22 protein-coding genes and 1 pseudogene are annotated in these 17,588 nt (G+C 42.6%); 18 read left to right on the forward strand and 5 right to left on the reverse strand.

All coding sequences use genetic code 11. From position 1 onward, the window contains the following. Positions 1 to 31 precede the first annotated feature (31 nt). Together BHR79_RS07890 and BHR79_RS07895 are read right to left on the reverse strand one after the other, a co-directional pair. The gene (locus tag BHR79_RS07890) at positions 32 to 436 is read right to left on the reverse strand and encodes an acyl-CoA thioesterase (RefSeq protein ID WP_072561820.1); all 405 of its coding nucleotides are present in this window, start codon (positions 434 to 436) and stop codon (positions 32 to 34) included. 9 nt (positions 437 to 445) lie between these two features. Beyond that, entirely contained in the window at positions 446 to 1,018 is a 573-nt protein-coding gene (locus BHR79_RS07895; RefSeq protein WP_072561821.1) for a helix-turn-helix domain-containing protein, read from the reverse strand. A 152-nt stretch (positions 1,019 to 1,170) separates the two neighbouring features. Between BHR79_RS07895 and BHR79_RS07900 the strand changes: the two genes are divergently transcribed. The 4 genes from BHR79_RS07900 to BHR79_RS07915 all read left to right on the forward strand — a co-directional run bounded on the left by BHR79_RS07900 (position 1,171) and on the right by BHR79_RS07915 (position 4,196). Further along, complete coding sequence (locus tag BHR79_RS07900) at positions 1,171 to 1,632, forward strand: cupredoxin domain-containing protein (protein ID WP_072561822.1); 462 nt, start codon at positions 1,171 to 1,173, stop codon at positions 1,630 to 1,632. 23 nt (positions 1,633 to 1,655) lie between these two features. Next, entirely contained in the window at positions 1,656 to 2,816 is a 1,161-nt protein-coding gene (locus BHR79_RS07905) for a tRNA (guanine(10)-N(2))-dimethyltransferase (RefSeq protein ID WP_072561823.1), read from the forward strand. Positions 2,817 to 2,892: 76 nt separating this feature from the next. Further along, positions 2,893 to 3,483, forward strand: a complete 591-nt coding sequence (locus BHR79_RS07910; protein WP_072561824.1) for a MarR family transcriptional regulator — start codon at positions 2,893 to 2,895, stop codon at positions 3,481 to 3,483. Positions 3,484 to 3,509: 26 nt separating this feature from the next. Then, complete coding sequence (locus tag BHR79_RS07915; RefSeq protein ID WP_072561825.1) at positions 3,510 to 4,196, forward strand: DUF2110 family protein; 687 nt, start codon at positions 3,510 to 3,512, stop codon at positions 4,194 to 4,196. On the opposite strand, the gene BHR79_RS07920 is transcribed toward BHR79_RS07915, so the two are convergent. After that, positions 4,197 to 4,931: a V4R domain-containing protein gene (locus BHR79_RS07920; RefSeq protein WP_072561826.1), complete on the reverse strand. Its 735-nt coding sequence runs from the start codon at positions 4,929 to 4,931 to the stop codon at positions 4,197 to 4,199. An 89-nt stretch (positions 4,932 to 5,020) separates the two neighbouring features. Between BHR79_RS07920 and BHR79_RS07925 the strand changes: the two genes are divergently transcribed. Further along, positions 5,021 to 6,043 carry a class I SAM-dependent methyltransferase gene (locus tag BHR79_RS07925; protein ID WP_072562349.1) on the forward strand — a complete coding sequence of 341 codons (1,023 nt, stop codon included), beginning with the start codon at positions 5,021 to 5,023 and terminating at the stop codon, positions 6,041 to 6,043. Positions 6,044 to 6,053: 10 nt separating this feature from the next. On the opposite strand, the gene BHR79_RS07930 is transcribed toward BHR79_RS07925, so the two are convergent. Both BHR79_RS07930 and mch read right to left on the reverse strand, forming a co-directional pair. Continuing rightward, positions 6,054 to 6,527: a DUF2124 domain-containing protein gene (locus BHR79_RS07930; protein WP_072561827.1), complete on the reverse strand. Its 474-nt coding sequence runs from the start codon at positions 6,525 to 6,527 to the stop codon at positions 6,054 to 6,056. A 26-nt stretch (positions 6,528 to 6,553) separates the two neighbouring features. Next, on the reverse strand, positions 6,554 to 7,513 hold the full coding sequence (gene mch / locus BHR79_RS07935; RefSeq protein WP_072562350.1) for a methenyltetrahydromethanopterin cyclohydrolase: 960 nt from the start codon (positions 7,511 to 7,513) through the stop codon (positions 6,554 to 6,556). 443 nt (positions 7,514 to 7,956) lie between these two features. Here mch and BHR79_RS07940 point away from each other — a divergent pair, with 443 nt between their 5' ends. From BHR79_RS07940 to ribC, 13 genes and pseudogenes are all read left to right on the forward strand, one after another. Continuing rightward, a complete protein-coding gene (locus BHR79_RS07940; protein ID WP_072561812.1) occupies positions 7,957 to 8,610 on the forward strand; it encodes a methyltransferase cognate corrinoid protein in 654 nt (217 codons plus the stop codon). 17 nt (positions 8,611 to 8,627) lie between these two features. After that, positions 8,628 to 10,004: pseudogene (locus tag BHR79_RS10425) on the forward strand (monomethylamine:corrinoid methyltransferase). 176 nt (positions 10,005 to 10,180) lie between these two features. Beyond that, positions 10,181 to 11,566, forward strand: a complete 1,386-nt coding sequence (locus tag BHR79_RS07955) for an APC family permease (protein WP_072561829.1) — start codon at positions 10,181 to 10,183, stop codon at positions 11,564 to 11,566. A 7-nt stretch (positions 11,567 to 11,573) separates the two neighbouring features. Beyond that, entirely contained in the window at positions 11,574 to 11,867 is a 294-nt protein-coding gene (locus BHR79_RS07960; protein ID WP_072561830.1) for a monomethylamine transporter, read from the forward strand. Positions 11,868 to 11,879: 12 nt separating this feature from the next. Then, on the forward strand, positions 11,880 to 12,131 hold the full coding sequence (locus BHR79_RS07965) for a hypothetical protein (protein WP_072561831.1): 252 nt from the start codon (positions 11,880 to 11,882) through the stop codon (positions 12,129 to 12,131). A gap of 52 nt (positions 12,132 to 12,183) precedes the next feature. Beyond that, positions 12,184 to 12,654 carry a class II SORL domain-containing protein gene (locus BHR79_RS07970; RefSeq protein WP_072561832.1) on the forward strand — a complete coding sequence of 157 codons (471 nt, stop codon included), beginning with the start codon at positions 12,184 to 12,186 and terminating at the stop codon, positions 12,652 to 12,654. 132 nt (positions 12,655 to 12,786) lie between these two features. Further along, positions 12,787 to 13,179: a response regulator gene (locus tag BHR79_RS07975; protein ID WP_072561833.1), complete on the forward strand. Its 393-nt coding sequence runs from the start codon at positions 12,787 to 12,789 to the stop codon at positions 13,177 to 13,179. Between the two features lie 99 nt (positions 13,180 to 13,278). After that, on the forward strand, positions 13,279 to 13,803 hold the full coding sequence (locus BHR79_RS07980) for a VIT1/CCC1 transporter family protein (RefSeq protein WP_072561834.1): 525 nt from the start codon (positions 13,279 to 13,281) through the stop codon (positions 13,801 to 13,803). 17 nt (positions 13,804 to 13,820) lie between these two features. Next, positions 13,821 to 14,258, forward strand: a complete 438-nt coding sequence (locus BHR79_RS07985) for a universal stress protein (protein WP_159429243.1) — start codon at positions 13,821 to 13,823, stop codon at positions 14,256 to 14,258. Between the two features lie 58 nt (positions 14,259 to 14,316). Continuing rightward, entirely contained in the window at positions 14,317 to 15,276 is a 960-nt protein-coding gene (locus tag BHR79_RS07990) for a calcium/sodium antiporter (RefSeq protein ID WP_072561836.1), read from the forward strand. Positions 15,277 to 15,320: 44 nt separating this feature from the next. Then, positions 15,321 to 15,878 carry a CBS domain-containing protein gene (locus tag BHR79_RS07995; protein WP_072561837.1) on the forward strand — a complete coding sequence of 186 codons (558 nt, stop codon included), beginning with the start codon at positions 15,321 to 15,323 and terminating at the stop codon, positions 15,876 to 15,878. 88 nt (positions 15,879 to 15,966) lie between these two features. Further along, positions 15,967 to 17,112 carry a pyridoxal-phosphate-dependent aminotransferase family protein gene (locus BHR79_RS08000; protein ID WP_072561838.1) on the forward strand — a complete coding sequence of 382 codons (1,146 nt, stop codon included), beginning with the start codon at positions 15,967 to 15,969 and terminating at the stop codon, positions 17,110 to 17,112. A gap of 6 nt (positions 17,113 to 17,118) precedes the next feature. After that, positions 17,119 to 17,583 (forward strand): riboflavin synthase, encoded by a 465-nt coding sequence (ribC, locus tag BHR79_RS08005; RefSeq protein ID WP_072561839.1) that lies wholly within the window; start codon positions 17,119 to 17,121, stop codon positions 17,581 to 17,583. The last annotated feature ends 5 nt before the right edge of the window (positions 17,584 to 17,588 follow it).

Below are 17,588 nucleotides of genomic sequence, written 5' to 3' on the forward strand. Positions count from 1 at the left end.
TTTCAAAACGAATAGTACCAGCTCCTATAGTTTACTGTTCCTCTATCAAGTGTTCCTCGAGCCTTGTTCGAATTTCAGGTGGAATTGGCATAGACTTCTTTTCCATGAAATCATAATGTACAATTACAGCTTTTCCTTTTGCTTTTAATTCGTCTCTTTGCCAGGCTTCATGCCCGATTGTAAAAGAGGAATTACCAAGGCGGGCAATATAGGTGCGTATTTCGACATCCCCATCAAAATACATCTCTCCCAGGAAATCGAATTCTGTGCGAGCCATAATAAGTCGCCACTTTTCCGGAGTGAGATCCAGATCGGGAGTGAATATCCGGAATATGGGATTTCGCCCCATTTCGAACCATTCGGGAATTACAGTATTATTTACATGACGCAGGCCATCAATATCTCCAAAACGCGGAGTAACTGTCAGTGTGAACATAGGAATTCCTTAGTAGGGTGTGTATACAACTGCCATTATTCTTGCATCTTCATCAACCGCATGCAGGTCGTGGGGAACTACGGAATCGTAATAGATACTGTCACCGGCTTCAAGGTTGTAGGTTTCTTTTCCGTAGAGAATTTCAATATCGCCTTCCAGCACATAAATGAATTCTTCTCCTTCATGGGATGATAGGGGATGTTCTCCTTTTTGTGGATGTACATCAATTATGAAAGGCTCCATATGGCGGTCCTGTTTGTCAGCTGCCAGTGAGTTGAATTCAAGTGAACTCTCTTTGCAATTGGAACATTTACCGGAGAAGCGGACAACATGTTTTGATTTGCCTGATTTTACAAGCACCGGGCCGTTCTGGGGTGCATCATCAAGAAAAGTGCCGAGTCGGACACCCAGGGCTCTTGCAATGTTAAAAAGAGGTGTTAGTGAAGGGACAAGATCTCCATTTTCCAGTTTATCTATCAGTTCAACATCGTTGTTACTTGCTTTTGCCAGTTCTTCCTGTGACATCTCCCTGGATTGTCTGAGCTGGCTTATCTTTTCACCAAGGGGGTTTTTTACAGACATTGATGAATTCTCCTTTTATATATTAATGAAAATGACCGCGACACAAATTGACATATATACTTAAATAGATATCTCTGCTGTTCATTTATGCCAGAAAGTTTGATAACTGTAAAGATAATTATTATTTAACCAATAATTAGAGGAGTGGTCGGATGAAAAAAATAATCATACTTTTAATTGTGATATCCCTGCTGGGATTGGGCTGTACAACCCAGGATACTCCGGATCAGGACGAGCAGGTTCCAGTAAATGGTGAGGATAATCAGTCAGATGAAGATAACCAAACAGATGAAGATGTGAATGGAGAAGAAAATGTAAGTGAACCCGATGATACGGAATTGGAGGATTATACTCCGCGGGAATACAGAGTTCTTTTGAGAAACTACAATGCAATTCCTAGATCACTGGAAATAAACAGGACAGATACGGTTATCTGGAGAAATGAACAATCCGATCCCAAGAGACTTTTCACAATCAAAAGTGAAGAAGGCCTTTGGGATGACCAGAAGTTGGCTTTTGGCAAAACATTCCGCTATACATTCAATGAAACCGGCCAATTCAAAGCCTATGTTCCTCCCTGGAATGGTATGAATGTGACAATTACGGTTAAATAAAAAAACCATGTCATGTGGAAGACATGGAAACAAGAAAAATAACTGAAGGGACCACCGAAGTGGAGGTTCCTTCCGCTGCTATTGAAGACAAACTGCCTGTAAATTCACCGGTTTTCTATAATTCTCATATGGAACTTAACCGGGATATTACTGTGGCAGCAACTTCTGTTTTTGTTAAGGAAAATTTCGATTTTGAAGAAAGGCCTCCTTCAGAGATCGATTATGTGGATGCAATGGCAGCCTCCGGAATCAGGGGGTTGCGCATAGCAAATGAGATAGGTCTCAGGACGACACTTAATGACTGGGATACAGAGGCCTGTGAGTTTATTGAACAAAACATAAAACTCAATGACCTTTCCGGCATTGCTGAAACATCCTGTAGAAATGCAAATTCTCTTCTCCATGAAAAACGATTCAATATCGTGGATCTGGACCCTTTTGGAAGTCCTGCTCCCTATCTGGATGCTGCCAGTCGCTCTGCTGTACACTTGCTGGAGGTTACAGCTACTGACACTGCTCCTCTTTGCGGGGCTCACCTGAATTCCGGTATTCGTAAGTACGGTGCAGTTGCACTTAACAATGAATATCACAGTGAAATGGGATTGCGGATACTGCTGGGGTCTATTGCCCGTCATCTGGCACGCCATGAAAAAGGAATGGAAGTATTGCTCTCTCACGCCACGCGTCATTATGTCAGGGGTTATGTAGGGATTAAAAGCGGGGCTAAAAACGCTGATCGGACACTTAAGGAGCTGGGTTATGTCACACATTGTGGCAATTGTAGTTACCGTGAATGGAAAAAAGGCTACTCTGTTTTCATGGAACAAACATGTCCGGAATGTGGGACTGAAATGAAATCCGGAGGCCTTCTCTGGCTTGGAAAGTTACATGACAGGATTTTTTGTTCCAAGGTCATGGAAGAACTTGAAAAAAGACCAATTGGCAAGAAGAAAAAAGCCTGTAAAATAATCCAGGCCTGTCTGGATGAACTTGATATCCCCTTCTTTTATGATCAGCACAGGCTATGCAAACAGCTCTCTGTGGCAGCTCCACGTATTGAAAAGACCATTGATGACCTGAGAGATAAGGGGTATGAGGCAAGCAGGACACATTTCAGCGGGATGTCCTTTAAGACCAATGCCCCTCTAAGTGTGATAAAGTCAATTCTTTCCAATATGTATTGATATATATACAACAAAAACATATATATAAAGAATAGACGTTGAGATAGCTCTCACGATATCATCAGGTGATTTTCTAATGTCCCGCGAAGAAGTAGAAAACCTGTTCCTTCAGGAAAAACCAACCCTGGCACTCCTTACTATATGGTCTCTTAGAAAGACGTACGCCTCTGTTATTACAAAACAAATAAATTCGACTTTTGCACATACTACAAAAATCCTTTCCAAGATGGCTGATATGGGACTTGTACAGTTCACATCTGAAGGTAGAATAAAATATGTAGAACTGACAGAATATGGTGTAGATGTAGTAACAAATCTCAGGGATTTTATTATAACACTCGGGGAGAATCTTCCTGAAAAGTACAGGGAACTGGTAGAAGCAGTTGAAGAGGAAGAAGAGAGTGAAGGAACGGAACTGAACAGGGAGTCCAAAGAAATATTGGAACGCATTAAAAAATTAAGAAGTAAGATAGAGGAAATCTACGGACAACTGGTAGAAGCAAACGCCAGTGAAGACCGGATTAAATTGAAATTGGGTCCTTTCAGCAGGGAAATACATATGATAGGGGATACAATTGAGAATTCAGAGGAACCTATACATGATGATGTCCTCATTGCCTATGGTAACACCAAAGATGTCTTCGATAAACTGCTGGGCAGAAAATAATTTTTTCTTCTTTTGTGCGGGATTATATGCAAACTGAACTGGCAATAAAAGTGTATTCAAATACAGAACAGACCCTTGATGCAATTGCTGCAAAATTCGCAGATGACCTCAAGGACCTTGACATGAAATTGGAAATAGGTTTTTCCAAAAATAAGTGGGTTACCGTAGATGCGGATGGAGATGATGCGGAATTTGCGATTCATTTCCTGAAGGAAAAATATGGCACACCAGTATATGAACCTGTAGCAGGGAAAAAATACCGTGGCTACATACAATCCATAAAAGAAGATAAAATCGTTGTAGACATTGGTAAAAAGCTTTCTATCACTGCGAGCGGACTGAAAAATCTGGGAACAGGCAGTCCGGACCAGGTAGCAACTCGTTTTGGTCTTATTCCATATATTCCTGTTAAAGTGGAAATTGTCAATACAAATGAAGGTGAACAGGTAAGGTTTACCGGCCAACAGGCCGATAAATTATGGGAATGGAAGAAAGCTTCCACGGACAGGATTATTGTAAATTCAGTTACACGTTCCCAGCTCAAGTCAGTGTTGAAAAAAACAGGCCACAGCAGGGATATTTATGGTACTGAAAGATTGGGAATTATGGAACATTGCGTAATATGCAGGGAAACTACGGATGGGCCGGGTATTGTTGCAGAGATCGGGCCAAAACTCAATGCTGATATGGGTGTAATCCGTTCAGAAAAGTAATCATAACTTGATGAAAAGGCAATGGTTATCCCCTGTTGCATAACACTCTGTTTCTTTTATTGAAGGCCTCTCACCGGTGATCTTGTATAGGATACCTTCCAGCATTCCTTCATCAAAAGAGCATATAGGGTGACCAAGAACAGGCATTGACATACATTCAAAACAATCTTTTACTTTGATAGTAAGAGGATCTGTATCTTCGATCTGTACCTTTCCCAGTTTATAGCATTTCCAGAAAGAGCGCACCTCTTCAAGGCTGTCAAGGAAATCTCCTTGCTCAAAAGTATTTGCTATTTGTGTGCCGATGTCACTTCCTATGTGTTTGACGATAGGATTGTGATCAATGCCCTGGGCTTCAAAGCCTGCTTTGAAAGCGCAGAAAACGTTCTGGAAAAAATCAGTTTCACTGGAAAATGTGCTTGAGAAATTTTCCAGGCTGTGGTAGTAGTGAGTATCCAGTGGTTTTTGTGAACAAGCTACGTATTTTGAGGATAAATTATAATTCTTTTTTCGTCTATCCAACGTGTCTACTGATTCCCGCAATAGGTTTGCTTTTTTAAGATCGTTAAGATGTACTGATACAGTGGATTTGGCTTTCCCTGTAGTTTGGACTATTTCATCAAAGGTACATGGCCTTTTGTCCAGTAAATCCATTATCTGCAATTTAACGGCACCGTTAATTGCAATGAAACCATTATTGGTAGCAAAAAGGGCCGTGCGGTTCGTAGCGTTCATCCAAACGAATTATAAGGGGAGTGAAGTATATAAATGTTCGCTCCAATCCGAATGAATTTTATAACAAAACAGACCTCTTAATGAACCAAATGGAAGAAAATTTTGCAGTAATGGTACCTGCCAGGGATACTGAAAAAGTAAGATCTAAACTACAATCCAGGGGTTTGCTGGATAGAAACCGAAAATTAGTATCTCGCATTGTTGCAGGTGAAAACTTTGTCGAAATTCCAGTCACGGATGTTGTTAGTGGTTATGAAGTTAAACGGCAGGAACAACCGCAGTTCTATCGTCAACAGATGAGTCTGAAAAAGAGGCTTACCGGGAAAATGAATCCTGAGGAACTGGAAATAATTCCTTCCGGCTGGCAAATCCTTGGAAACATTATAGTAGTTACCATTCCTGAAAAAATAATGTATAGGGGAGTGGAAATTGCTGAAGAATTACTGAATATGTATCCCTCCTGTGACACAGTTATAAGGGATTTGGGTATCAATGGCAGTTTACGGCAACCAAAAAGACAGCTTGTGAGTGGTAATACCACAGAAACAATACACAAAGAGAATGGCTGTTATTTCAAACTTGATGTGACAGAGGTTATGTATTCCAAAGGCAACCTCAGGGAAAAAAACAGGATGAGTAAACTGGGTGGTGGGGAAACCGTTGTTGATATGTTTGCTGGAATTGGTTATTTCAGTCTCCCCATGGCAGTGCATTCCCAACCTGAACAAATATACTCTATTGAACTGAACCAGATCTCTTTTGGCTACCTCAAAGACAATGTCATATTGAATAATGTGCAACATATTGTACAAACCCTGCATGGCAACTGTGCTGAAGTTACACCTAAAGGAGTTGCTGATAGGGTAATCATGGGATATGTGGGAGGAACAGCGGATTATTTGCCTGCTGCAATTGGTGCATTAAGTAAAAAAGGGGGTATATTGCATTTTCATGAAGCACTGGCTGAAAATTTAATGTTTGATAGGCCGATTGGGCAGATTAAAAAGGCAGCAAAAAGGCAGGGGAGAAATGTGGAGATTATGGAGTGTCGCAGTATCAAAAAATATTCCCCGGGCGTCTGGCATGTTGTCGTGGACGCACGTATATGGTAAAGGAGGGTTATCATGTCTTCTTCAAGGACACTGCCATATCCGAATCAATTATGTAATCGAAATTCAGGGTATCGGTCCATCCCTGTTTTTCAAATATCGACTGGAAACAGATGCCTATAAGCAGTTTCTTTTGCGAGCCCTCATATATTGATTCAAGAGTCTTTTTCAATTCCTCTGGTTCCACTCCGATTTTGGGCATGGCAAGCCCGCCAAGCAGCACTACGGTATCAGCATGGTAATCAATTGTATCACCGAGTTGCATTCCCATATCCGTGGGAATTAGTTGTTTTGCTTTTTCGATATCAGTATTGGCTACAAATCCCATCTGCTTGGAACTTTTGCGCAGGGAATAAGCGGCAATTTCTGCAAAAGGAGTACAAAACCCGGGAGTTCCTATAAAGATGATTTTTTGCGATTCTCTGGAAAGGGACGCAAAACTTTTCAGCAATGCACCGATTCCTTCGGATTTTTCAAGTATTTCCACTTAGATCACCAAAATTAAAAGGAGGATTATACCTCCTTGATTCCAAAGGATTCGAGCAGGATGCCGGGATTGATACGTCCTGCAGTGTATGATTTTTTGGATGCAACATCGTTTACGGTAATTCTTGCCGGGGCAAACATGCCTGCATCTACTTTGAAAAAGTCGAATTCTGCTTCTTTGAATGTTGTATAGAAAGGTTTACCAAAGTCCCTGGAAGTTGTGGATGGTGTCTTTTTGACATATTCCTCAAGATCATCCTGTCCGTAGTCCACTGTATAGTAGGTTTCCCCACAGTAGATTACGCAGTCATTGGTTGAACCCATGCATTTTGTATCGTCACCAACAATAGGTGCTATTGGTGCCACACCGAAACCACTCTTAATTGTGTTGATATCAAAACCTACGGATTCCATTTTGTGGATGCCTGTCTCCACAATACGGGCAGATATCTGGACAGAACCTGCGATGGATGCAGTAGGTGCCACTGCGATATAGACATTTTCCGGATCAACGCTGCAGTGTTTGGCTATATATTCTACGACTTCCTCATCCGGGAGTTTTCCAGATTCCATTACAAGCACAGCAGCTTCGGCATCATCCTTGTAATCGATTTCCTGGTAAAGTTCCTTTGGTTTGAGTCCAAGGGCACGTGCAGGACCTGAACCCATTCCGAAGAATTTGCCAACGGAAATTCTCCAGCCGGCATACTGGGAGCCCATGCAAGCGATTGTGGGATGATCGGTTACGACCTGAATCGCAGGCACCGGGAGTCCGTCAAGGTTGAATTTGGTGTAAGTAATTTCTGCAAGATCGGCAAGACAGAGGCGTGAGAGATACATACCTGCGTCATAGCCACCCTGGGCATTGACTCCACAATCAATTATTGTGGCGCCATTTTCGAGCTGTTTGGATTCGACATTGATCTCATCTTCCCAGTCCAGCATTTCATCAATTATTGCAAGTCCCTTTTCATTAACACTAATCACATTATCACCAATAGATATTTTCACGAATTAACCATATACTTTTAGATTACTTTGATGTAAATCTAACAAGTACAAATGATACAGTTAGAACGATACATATTCGTTTCGGTTTTATGGAGGAGTGATTGCCTATTTATGGTGTTATACCCATCCCCATTTATACTTAATTTAATGAAATTCCCTATTAGGAATGCTGGTTAAAATCCTAATTTTATAGTGAAATGATTGTAACTTGTATTCAAAAACGTTGTCGATTTTAATGTTATGATCGCTTTGTTAACTTCTGTCATTTTGAATTGTTTTTTGAATTATTGAAGTGTCTACCATTTTTATGTAGATCGAAAAACCGTGGTCGGCTAGGTTATATAAAATTGCTTTTTAATTTCATTGTAACAGCAGTCCATGATGTGACAGCTGTTGTACAGTTAGATATAGGTGATTTAATGGGAAAACAGGAAATGTATGATAAACTCAGAGATGCGATTGTCAACCAGGACATCAATGGTGCTGGCCCCCTCGTCCAGGAAGCCCTGGATGCAGGTTTAACTCCTTTTGAGATCATCAACGATGGTCTATCTGTCGGTATGAAGATCATCGGTGACAGATTCGAAGCCGCCGAAGTCTACCTTCCCCAGATAATGATGTCTGCCAAGGCCATGAAAGCCGCCATGGAAATTCTTGATCCAATCCTTGCAGAGGATGAAACTGCAGAATCTGTCGGAACCTGCATCAAGTTCGTTCAGGAAGGTGACATCCATGATATCGGTCACAGGCTTGTTGCAACCATGCTCGGTGCAAACGGTTTCACCGTTATCGACATGGGTGTTGACGTACCCAACGACAAGGTCATCGAAGAAGTAGCAGCCCACAAAGGCGAGAAACTTATGCTCTCCGGCTCTGCCCTTATGACCACTTCCATGCTCGGCCAGAAAGACGTCATGCGTCTGCTTGAAGAAGAAGGTCTCCGTGACTCTGTAAAAGTAATGTTCGGTGGTGCTCCAGTCACAGATTCCTGGATTAAGGAAATCGGTGCTGACGCAACAGCAGAAAACGCAGCAGAAGCAGCCAATGTGGCTCTTGAATTAATGAAAAAATAAAACCGGGAGGATAATTTATGACATTTACCAAATCCGTAACATGCTATGATTTTTATGACCGTGCCCAGACCGGTGAGAAATGCACCCAGGATGACTGGGATCTGATGACCATTCCAATGAAGGCAATGGAACTGAAGCAGAAATACAATCTTGACTTTGGCAAGGAATTCGTTCCAACCGACAAGGACCAGATGGAAAGGCTCTTTAAAGCCGGTTTCGAGATGCTTCTGGACTGTGGTATCTGGTGTACCGACACCCATCGTATCGTCAAATACACAGAAGACGAGATCTGGGATGCAATCAACAACCCACACAGGGAATTCCAGCTTGGCAGTGGTCGTGACGCAGTCTACATGAAAAAACGTGAAGTAGGCGACAAGAGAAAGCCAATCGTACAGGGTGGTCCAACCGGTTCCCCAATTTCCGAAGAGGTTTTCATGCCTGTGCACATGAGTTACGCTCTTGAGAAAGAATGTGACACAATCGTCAATGGTGTAATGACCTCTGCCCGTGGCAAATCTCCTGTCCCCGGCAGTCCTTACGAAGTTCTTGCATCCAAATCCGAAACCCGCCAGATCAGGACCGCCGCTTCCATGGCAGGTCGTCCAGGTATGGCTGTTTAGGGCCCTGAGACTTCCCTGTCAGCACAGGGTAACATCGGTGCAGACTGTGTCGGTGGTATGAACTCCAACGACAGTCACGAAGTCTCCCAGCTGAACGAACTCAAGATCGATCTTGACGCAATCGCTGTCATTGCCCACTACAAGGGTAACAGTGACATCATCATGGATGAACAGATGCCTATCTTTGGTGGTTACGCCGGCGGTGTTGAGGAAACAACCATTGTCGATGTCGCAACTCACCTCAACTCCATGGTCATGAGCAGTGCCAGCTGGCACCTTGATGGTCCGGTCCACATCCGCTGGGGTTCCACCAACACCCGCGAGACCCTTATGATCGCAGGTTGGGCATGTGCCACCATCTCCGAGTTCACAGATCTGCTGTCCGGTAACCAGTACTATCCATGTGCCGGTCCATGCACCGAGATGTGCCTGCTTGAGGCTGCAGCCCAGTCCATTACAGATACCGCATCCGGCCGTGAGATCCTGTCCGGTGTTGCAGCCGCAAAGGGTGTCATCACTGACAAGACAACCGGTATGGAAGCCCGTATGATGGGTGAGGTTGCACGTGCAACCGCTGGTATGGATATCAATACTGTCAACCAGATTCTGGATAAACTTGTAGCAAGCTATGAAGGCGATTATGCCAACGCACCTGCAGGCAAGACTTTCCAGGAATGCTATGATGTTGCAACCGTTACACCGACCGAGGAATACGTAAAGGTCTATGACGGTGCAAAGAAGAAACTCGAAGACCTGGGTCTGGTATTCTGAGTGTGAAAGAGCCATTTTTATGGCTCTTTTTTCGTAGAGACATAAAAACAAATAGGAGGCATCCGAATGACCTGGACTATAATTAACGGCGTCATTTACCTGGTATGTTTCGCCATGATCGGCTGGATGTTGCTTGATGCAATGAAGGTAGCGAAAAAATAATGGGGGAATATTGAATGACAGATGAAATTACTAAAGATCCCTTGGAAGAATCCACCGGCCTTGTCAAGACACTAAGACCATACCATGTATGGGCACTTGGTGTCGGGATTGTGCTGGTGGGTGAATATATGGGATGGAACTTTACAGTTGCCAAAGGTGGTATATTGGGTTCCCTTTTGGCATTACTTGTTGCCGGTACTATGTATTTGATGGTTTCTCTGTGTGCAAGTGAACTAGGTGCATCTACCAAAAGTGCAGGTGGGCCTTATGACTGGGCACGTTTATTCGTAGGTCCCGGTGCAGCAGCGCTGGTTGGACTTGCTGTTTATATGGAATACATCGCTCTGGAAGCCGCAGATGCCATTGTTGTGGCATCAATAGCAGAATCAATATTCCCGGAGATACAGGTATTCCCGGTCACGCTTTTAGTGATCACTTTCCTGACATTTATGAATTACAGGGGGGTTGTGGCAGCGCTTAATCTTAACTTTGCACTGACCTTTACTGCATTCGCGGCAATCCTTGTGTTCTTTGCCATGAATGTAACAGGTTTTGGAGGTGTCTGGAATCCGGGTAACTTAATATCCGGTGCTATTCCAAATGGATTTATAGGTATCTTTGCTGCACTGCAATTTGGTCCCTGGTTCTATCTGGGTATAGAAGGAGCGGCTATGAGTGCCGAAGAATGCAAACATCCTTCCAGGGCAGTACCTCTGGGTCAGCAGGCAGGGATGATCACTCTTTTGCTTGCAGCCGGTATGACTCTGTATGTATGTTCCGGACTTATACCAACCGAGCAGCTTGGTGTATCCGTATATCCACTATATGAGGCAGCTACTAACAGTGGTGTGCAATTGCTTGTAGTACTCCTTGCAATCGGTACTCTCTTTACATGCCTTGCAAGTGCCAACGGTACTATTTGTGACTCATCCAGATCATGGTATGCCCTTTCAAAAGACCAATTCCTTACACCATGGTTCTCTGCTGTACATCCGAAATATAGAACACCTTACAGGGCTGTTATTTTCACCATGCCAATTGCGATTGCGTTTGCATTCAGTGGTTTCCTGGATCAAGTTATTACATTTTCGATAACATCCGGACTTGTATGTTATGTGATGATTCCATTTTCCCTGATTCGTTTCAGGAAAATGTTCCCGCAGCACAGCAACAAAGTGCGTCCATTCGTTGGTCCGTTGCAACCCTGGATTGCATATTTCACAATATTCCTGGCACTTGTGATCATGTCAACCCTGCAGTGGGGATACAGGTATAACCTGATATTTGGCCTGTTGTTCTATGCGATTGCGTATTTCTATTTCAACTGGAGATACCGCAGCCTGGAATCTACTCATGATTGGGGTGAAGAGATGGGCTGGCCCGAACCAGTGAGGACATAAGGAGGTGATGATCTTGGAAAATAAACAAACAGAAGCAAATGTTGATACTGTAAGATACATGAGCAAACTACGACAGGATGCCCTTGTTGTGGTAGCGTTGATGGGTGTATTGTTCTTTTCAGAATCATTCATCTTCTACACCATAATTACCACGGTATGGGACAGTACACCCGAACTGTCGAGTATATTCCCGGTTTATGTACTGTTCTTGCTGCTGGTACTGGGTATCGGAACCGCGGCATGTCTAAGGGTGTATAGTTCTATAAAGGAACACATGTATACATTCAGGTATTATGACTGAGGAGGATTAAATATGGCAGTTACTAGCAGGGGAAAAGAAAGAAGTGCTTTCATGCAGATATTTGACATTTTATTTATTTTTATAGTGGCAGGTATCTGTGTTGTACTACCCGTTATCCTGCAGGGTACAGTCCTTGTAGGCTGGGGGGAGTCAGGAGGCATGAAATTTGTCTGGGACCCGGTGTCTTATTTCAGCCTGGTTGCTGTAATTCTGGTGTTCTTTGCCGTGGTACTTTTCCACTCGGTTAAGAATTACAGGTTCTGAAGTTGTCAGCAGTGCTGGCAACTTATTTTTTAATTAATGGGTAGGTGATACGATGACTGATAATATCAACCGTTTAAAAGACAAGGATAATCCAACGGAGACTGAAAAGAAACATATACCTGTAATCGAAGGGCCTTCAATGATGACAGCAGGAGGTACCTATGAAGTAACGGTTTCTGTAGGAATTGAACCACATGTAATGGAAGAAGATCACTACATCGAATGGATAGACCTCTATCTTGCGGATCAGAAGATAGGAAGAGTAGATCTGGGGCCATCTGCAGAAAAAGCAGAAGCAACCTTTAAAGTAACTCCCAACGAGGAGTTAATTGGTGCAAAAGAGTTTGAGGTCTGTCACATAAGGGGTGTAAATGTTTGTGGAGATTGTGGTCTAACGTCTGTGATTACAGATTTTAAAGCAATTGAAAGTTGTAATGTCCATGGCCTCTGGGAATCTTCCATGGAAGTGGAAGTTATGTCCTCAAAACAAAAACCAGGCAAGAAATGCAGCTGGAAAGCTTGATTATCTATATTTGGAATTAAGGTACCGGTCTTGTCGGTACTTTTTTTATTTTATTGCAACAAAAAGTGAATGGTTATCTAAAAATACACTTTGTACATTTTTTGCATAAATTAATAAACAGAGGAAATAATCATGAAATCCGGGGACATATTGGTAGTTGAGGATGAAATGATCGTTGCAATGGGCATAAAACTCAAACTGGAGGAGATGGGTTATATTGTTTGCGGAATTGTGGCAGACGGGCAAACTGCTATAAATATGGCATCACATTTGAAACCGGATTTGATTTTGATGGATATTGTTCTCAAAGGCAATATAGACGGAATTGAAGCTGCCAAAGTAATCAAACAGAAATTGGCTACCCAATTTATTTTCCTGACCGGTATATCTGACAAGGCCATTTTGCATCGTGTCCATGAACTAAAACCCGTGGGAACTATAATGAAACCTTTTGATGACTCACAGCTGCGTAATATGATAGAAGAGGCTTTGGATTTTTCTGATTATTGTGCTTTGTCAGAATGAATGAATGAATAAATCGAACCCTGTATGCAAAATTGTTATATTTTTTGTAATCATATATCTATGTCCTGCTACGTGCTCATAAACTGTTGAGTGTCTTAAATGAAACCAAAATCCGATCAGAGTAGATATATTATCCTTGGCAGTATTGACGGAATACTGGCAGTACTTGGTGTTGTCATTGGTGCTTCGAATGTCTCTTCTAACCCTGATCTCATAATAAATGCTGCTCTGGGGGGTGCGATTGCTCTTGCAATGACCAATGGACTTGGTTCTTACCTTGCAGAAAGTGCGGTAGAGTATGGCAATCTTGCTGACCTTGAAAAACCTCTCTTGCGCAATCTTGAATCTACAAGTCTTGAAAAAGAAACACGCAATAAAATATTGTATGATACTTTAGCCCATGGCGGTTCCAGTCTCATTGGTTCTCTTGTGCCGATATTGCCGTTTGTATTTCTGGAAAATTATGCACTGGAGGTCTCAGTTGGATTAAGTATAATCGTTTTGGCTGCTCTTGGAATGTTTTCCGGCAAAATAGCCCGTCAAAACCTGATACTACATTCTGTCAGAATGGTTGGGCTTGGAATACTTGTTGTAATTGTTGTAACTGCTTTTGGACTTACATGAGATGGATGATGGTAAAAATGAAAGACATAACCTATGGTAACATTCTGGTGCCAATTGATGAAACGAAAATTTCCAAAAAAGTGATAGACAATGCATTGCATATTGCTTCTATGGAGAATGGGCGCATTATTGTAATTTATGTGGAAGAGCCAAACTACTTAAAATCATTGCCGGATGAGTTTCATGAAAAACTTGCAGATCTGGTTATTAAGAATATAGAAGCCAACCTGGAATATGCGGCAAAGCAATCTGAAATACATGGCATAGAGTTCCATACCCGGGTTGTTAGAGGCAGGAATCCGGGCCGTGAAATAATCAATATTGCAAAGGAAAATAAGGTTGATCTTACTGTAATGGGGACTGAATCATTGCGTAGCGATCCCTTTGGAAGTCTCACAAGATGGTTAATTGCTGCCGATATAGGACCTGTACTTGTTATTACTGCAGGTGACTGAAAAATTTTAACCGGTTAAGTTTTATATTCTTTATTAACCATATTGCGCTGATTCAAAAATGCAGCAATATACTTTGCCTCTTTTTATAGTAGGTCTGATCCTAATTACAAAAGGTGCTGATTGGTTTACCGAGTCTGCAGTCTCAATATCCCAAAAAAGTGGCATTCCTAAAATGATTATAGGAGCGACTATTGTTAGTTTCGCAACGACTGCACCTGAATTTACAGTTTCTGTATATGCTGCTTATTTGGGACATACAGGTCTGACAGTTGGTAACGCTGTGGGCTCTGCTATATGCAACGCCGGCCTGATCCTTGGAGGCGTAATAGTCGTACGCTCGATTCCTGTAGAGGATTCCTCTTTTTTGAAAAGGGGTGCATTTATGATTGTATCGGCTTTGCTGCTGATTGTAATATCCATTGACGGCATGCTCACACCTGTTGATGGTATACTTTTACTGGTAGTTTTTGTTGCTTTTCTCTATTACAATTACAGAAGTCAATCTTTGCTTTTTGGGACAAATGAAGAAGAAGTTAATCAAAATCTTGATGAAGTATCCGATTCTCTTTCAAAAGATGTGGCCTTTTTTGTTCTTGGTGCTGCTCTTGTGGTGAGTGGCAGTCGTATCCTGATTGATTCTGGTACTGACATTGCTATGTGGCTTGGTGTTCCCGAAATGATAATAGGATTGACCCTTGTAGCATTTGGGACATCTCTTCCAGAACTGATAACTGCGATTTCAGCTACTCTTAAGGGCCATCACGATCTGACTGTCGGTAACATACTCGGGGCAAATACGATGGATATAGCACTTATATTGGGTGCTTCTTCCCTTATCAGTGAAATTCCAATACAGGACCAATCCCTGTACTATGACTTTCCTGCAATGTTGTTAATAATGGGAATGATTGTATTTTTTGGATTGACAGGTCGCAAACTTGCACGCTGGGAGGGAGCTGTTATTTTAGCTACCTATATTGCATATTTGGGAGGTCTTTTCTTTTTCTATATGCAATAAATAAGCAATTGCTTAAATAATAAAATTCACATCAATAATAGTAAATGATACTGCCAACTGCCCAATCCATAAAGCAGCAAAGGATAGAGCTAGGACTTACACAGAGCGGCCTGGCAAAAAGAGCCGGTGTCAGTCAGCCCCTTATAGCAAGAATAGAGGCGGGTGATGTTGATCCGAGGCTATCTACCTTGAGAAAAATATTTGATGCTTTTGACCAATCTGAAAAAGAAAAGATATGTGTCAGGAACATCATGCATACCCTTGTGGTTTTTGTATCTTCCGATGAGTCGGTGGACCATGCAGTCAGTATCATGCAGGAGCATGGTTATTCTCAGGTTCCTGTGATCGATAATGGTGTGCCTGTAGGCAGTATTTCAGAGGACACGTTTGTCAAGTCAATGGCTGAGAACAAAACCGCCATGATATCCAAAATGAAAGTAGGGGATATGATGGGTGAATCTTTTCCAGCAGTTTCCCCTGAGGCTGATATTGGTATTGTATCTACACTGCTGGAACGCTATCCTGCAGTCCTTGTGCTTGAAAAGGGAGTTGCTATCGGATTTATTACCAAGCACGACATAATTAAGTTGCTACACGGTTAATACTGGTTATTCTGACTGTTTAACTACAGTTAAATATTAGCGCTACATTAGGTGTGGATTAGTTAAAAAAGCTATTAGAGGAAAGTCTATGGACCTTGAAGATAATTTATTAATGATGCCGGGCCCGGTGCCAGTACCCCCCAGGGTTCTCAGGGCAATGTCCAAACCGATGATTAATCATCGTGGAGCACAGTTTTCTGCAATATATGATGACTGTCGTCGTATTCTTGCTGACATTTTTAAGACAGAAAATGATATTTTTGTTTTAAGTGGTTCAGGTACCGCTTCTATGGAAGCTGCTGTAGGTTGTATCGCAGACAAAGATGACAGGATAATCTCCATTGAGAATGGTAAATTCGGGGAGCGTTTCAAGGATCTTGCATCCAGATACGGTTCTGTAGTTCCCCTGGAATTTGAATGGGGTACTTCAGTGGATCTGGATCCGCTTGAAGCACAACTTCAGGAAGGAGCAAAAGCCGTTACCATGGTTCACAACGAAACCTCTACAGGGATCCTCAATCCTGCAGAACAGGTCGGCAAACTGGCAAAGAAATATGGGTCCCTTTTTATAATGGACGGTGTGACTTCACTGGGTGGAGATGATGTATTTGTAGATGATTGGGGAGTTGATGTAGCAGTGGTTGGTTCCCAGAAATGTATTGGTGCACCACCAGGGCTCTCCATGCTTTCTGTAAGTGAAGCTGCATTTGATGCAATGAAAAAAGAAAACCTACCCTATTATCTTGATCTCAAAGCCTGCAAAAAGAGTGCTGACAAGGAAAAAACACAAACTCCTTACACACCTGCGATCCCCCTATTCTATGCCCTGCAGGAGTCACTTCATATAATTGAAGAAGAGGGAATGGATGCCAGAATAGAAAGGCACCATAAGGGTGCAGCTGCTGTGCGTGCGGCGATGGATGCAATGGGTATCGAGATGTTCCCACAGCTCAATGAATACAGTGCGTATTCCAACACTGTCTCGGCAATGAAGGCCCCGGCGGGTATGGACAGTGAAACCCTTAAAAAGGAAATGATGAAATCCGGAATTACAATTGCAGGCGGACAGGCTCATCTTAAGGGCAAGATTTTCCGTATTGGAAGTATGGCCAATGTAAGTTACAGGGATATTCTCAGTACTCTCCAGCAGATTGAGGTCGTATTCAAGAAAAGTGGAGTGGTTTCAGAACTGGGTCCGGCAACAGAAGCTGCAATTGAAGTATTGTGTAAATGAGATATTATGAAAACCATAGGTATTGTAGACACGACGTTTGCACGTTTTGATATGGGCAGTGCTGCTGTGGAGGAGATCAAGCAGCATGTTTCAGCCCGTATGATTCGGATCACAGTTCCGGGTATAAAGGACCTGCCGGTAGCTTCTAAAAAGCTTATTGAGGAGCAGGGCTGTGAAATAGTTATGGCTCTGGGAATGCCCGGCGCTGCGGAAAAAGATAAAATGTGTGCACATGAGGCTTCCACGGGTATTATCCAGGCCCAGCTTATGACAAATACGCATATAATCGAAGTTTTTGTCCACGAAGATGAAGGCAAGGATGAGAAGGAGCTTGCTTTTCTCATGGAGAATCGTGCCCGTGAACATGCCCGTAATGTCGTGGATCTACTCTTTAAGCCCGAAAAACTTGTAAAACAGGCAGGTACGGGCCAGAGGCAGGGTTTTGAGGATGTAGGAAGCCTGCGTGGATGAGGGTT

Source organism: Methanohalophilus halophilus (genome assembly GCF_001889405.1).
GTDB classification, from domain to species: Archaea; Halobacteriota; Methanosarcinia; order Methanosarcinales; family Methanosarcinaceae; genus Methanohalophilus; species Methanohalophilus halophilus.

Coding starts and splice junctions, on each gene's coding strand:
- BHR79_RS07890 (WP_072561820.1), bottom strand. CDS start 436: ATGTTCACACTGACAGTTACTCCGCGTTTTGGAGATATTGATGGCCTG.
- BHR79_RS07895 (WP_072561821.1), bottom strand. CDS start 1,018: ATGTCTGTAAAAAACCCCCTTGGTGAAAAGATAAGCCAGCTCAGACAA.
- BHR79_RS07900 (WP_072561822.1), top strand. CDS start 1,171: ATGAAAAAAATAATCATACTTTTAATTGTGATATCCCTGCTGGGATTG.
- BHR79_RS07905 (WP_072561823.1), top strand. CDS start 1,656: ATGGAAACAAGAAAAATAACTGAAGGGACCACCGAAGTGGAGGTTCCT.
- BHR79_RS07910 (WP_072561824.1), top strand. CDS start 2,893: ATGTCCCGCGAAGAAGTAGAAAACCTGTTCCTTCAGGAAAAACCAACC.
- BHR79_RS07915 (WP_072561825.1), top strand. CDS start 3,510: ATGCAAACTGAACTGGCAATAAAAGTGTATTCAAATACAGAACAGACC.
- BHR79_RS07920 (WP_072561826.1), bottom strand. CDS start 4,931: ATGAACGCTACGAACCGCACGGCCCTTTTTGCTACCAATAATGGTTTC.
- BHR79_RS07925 (WP_072562349.1), top strand. CDS start 5,021: ATGGAAGAAAATTTTGCAGTAATGGTACCTGCCAGGGATACTGAAAAA.
- BHR79_RS07940 (WP_072561812.1), top strand. CDS start 7,957: ATGGGAAAACAGGAAATGTATGATAAACTCAGAGATGCGATTGTCAAC.
- BHR79_RS07955 (WP_072561829.1), top strand. CDS start 10,181: ATGACAGATGAAATTACTAAAGATCCCTTGGAAGAATCCACCGGCCTT.
- BHR79_RS07960 (WP_072561830.1), top strand. CDS start 11,574: ATGATCTTGGAAAATAAACAAACAGAAGCAAATGTTGATACTGTAAGA.
- BHR79_RS07965 (WP_072561831.1), top strand. CDS start 11,880: ATGGCAGTTACTAGCAGGGGAAAAGAAAGAAGTGCTTTCATGCAGATA.
- BHR79_RS07970 (WP_072561832.1), top strand. CDS start 12,184: ATGACTGATAATATCAACCGTTTAAAAGACAAGGATAATCCAACGGAG.
- BHR79_RS07975 (WP_072561833.1), top strand. CDS start 12,787: ATGAAATCCGGGGACATATTGGTAGTTGAGGATGAAATGATCGTTGCA.
- BHR79_RS07980 (WP_072561834.1), top strand. CDS start 13,279: ATGAAACCAAAATCCGATCAGAGTAGATATATTATCCTTGGCAGTATT.
- BHR79_RS07985 (WP_159429243.1), top strand. CDS start 13,821: ATGAAAGACATAACCTATGGTAACATTCTGGTGCCAATTGATGAAACG.
- BHR79_RS07990 (WP_072561836.1), top strand. CDS start 14,317: ATGCAGCAATATACTTTGCCTCTTTTTATAGTAGGTCTGATCCTAATT.
- BHR79_RS07995 (WP_072561837.1), top strand. CDS start 15,321: ATGATACTGCCAACTGCCCAATCCATAAAGCAGCAAAGGATAGAGCTA.
- BHR79_RS08000 (WP_072561838.1), top strand. CDS start 15,967: ATGGACCTTGAAGATAATTTATTAATGATGCCGGGCCCGGTGCCAGTA.
- ribC (WP_072561839.1), top strand. CDS start 17,119: ATGAAAACCATAGGTATTGTAGACACGACGTTTGCACGTTTTGATATG.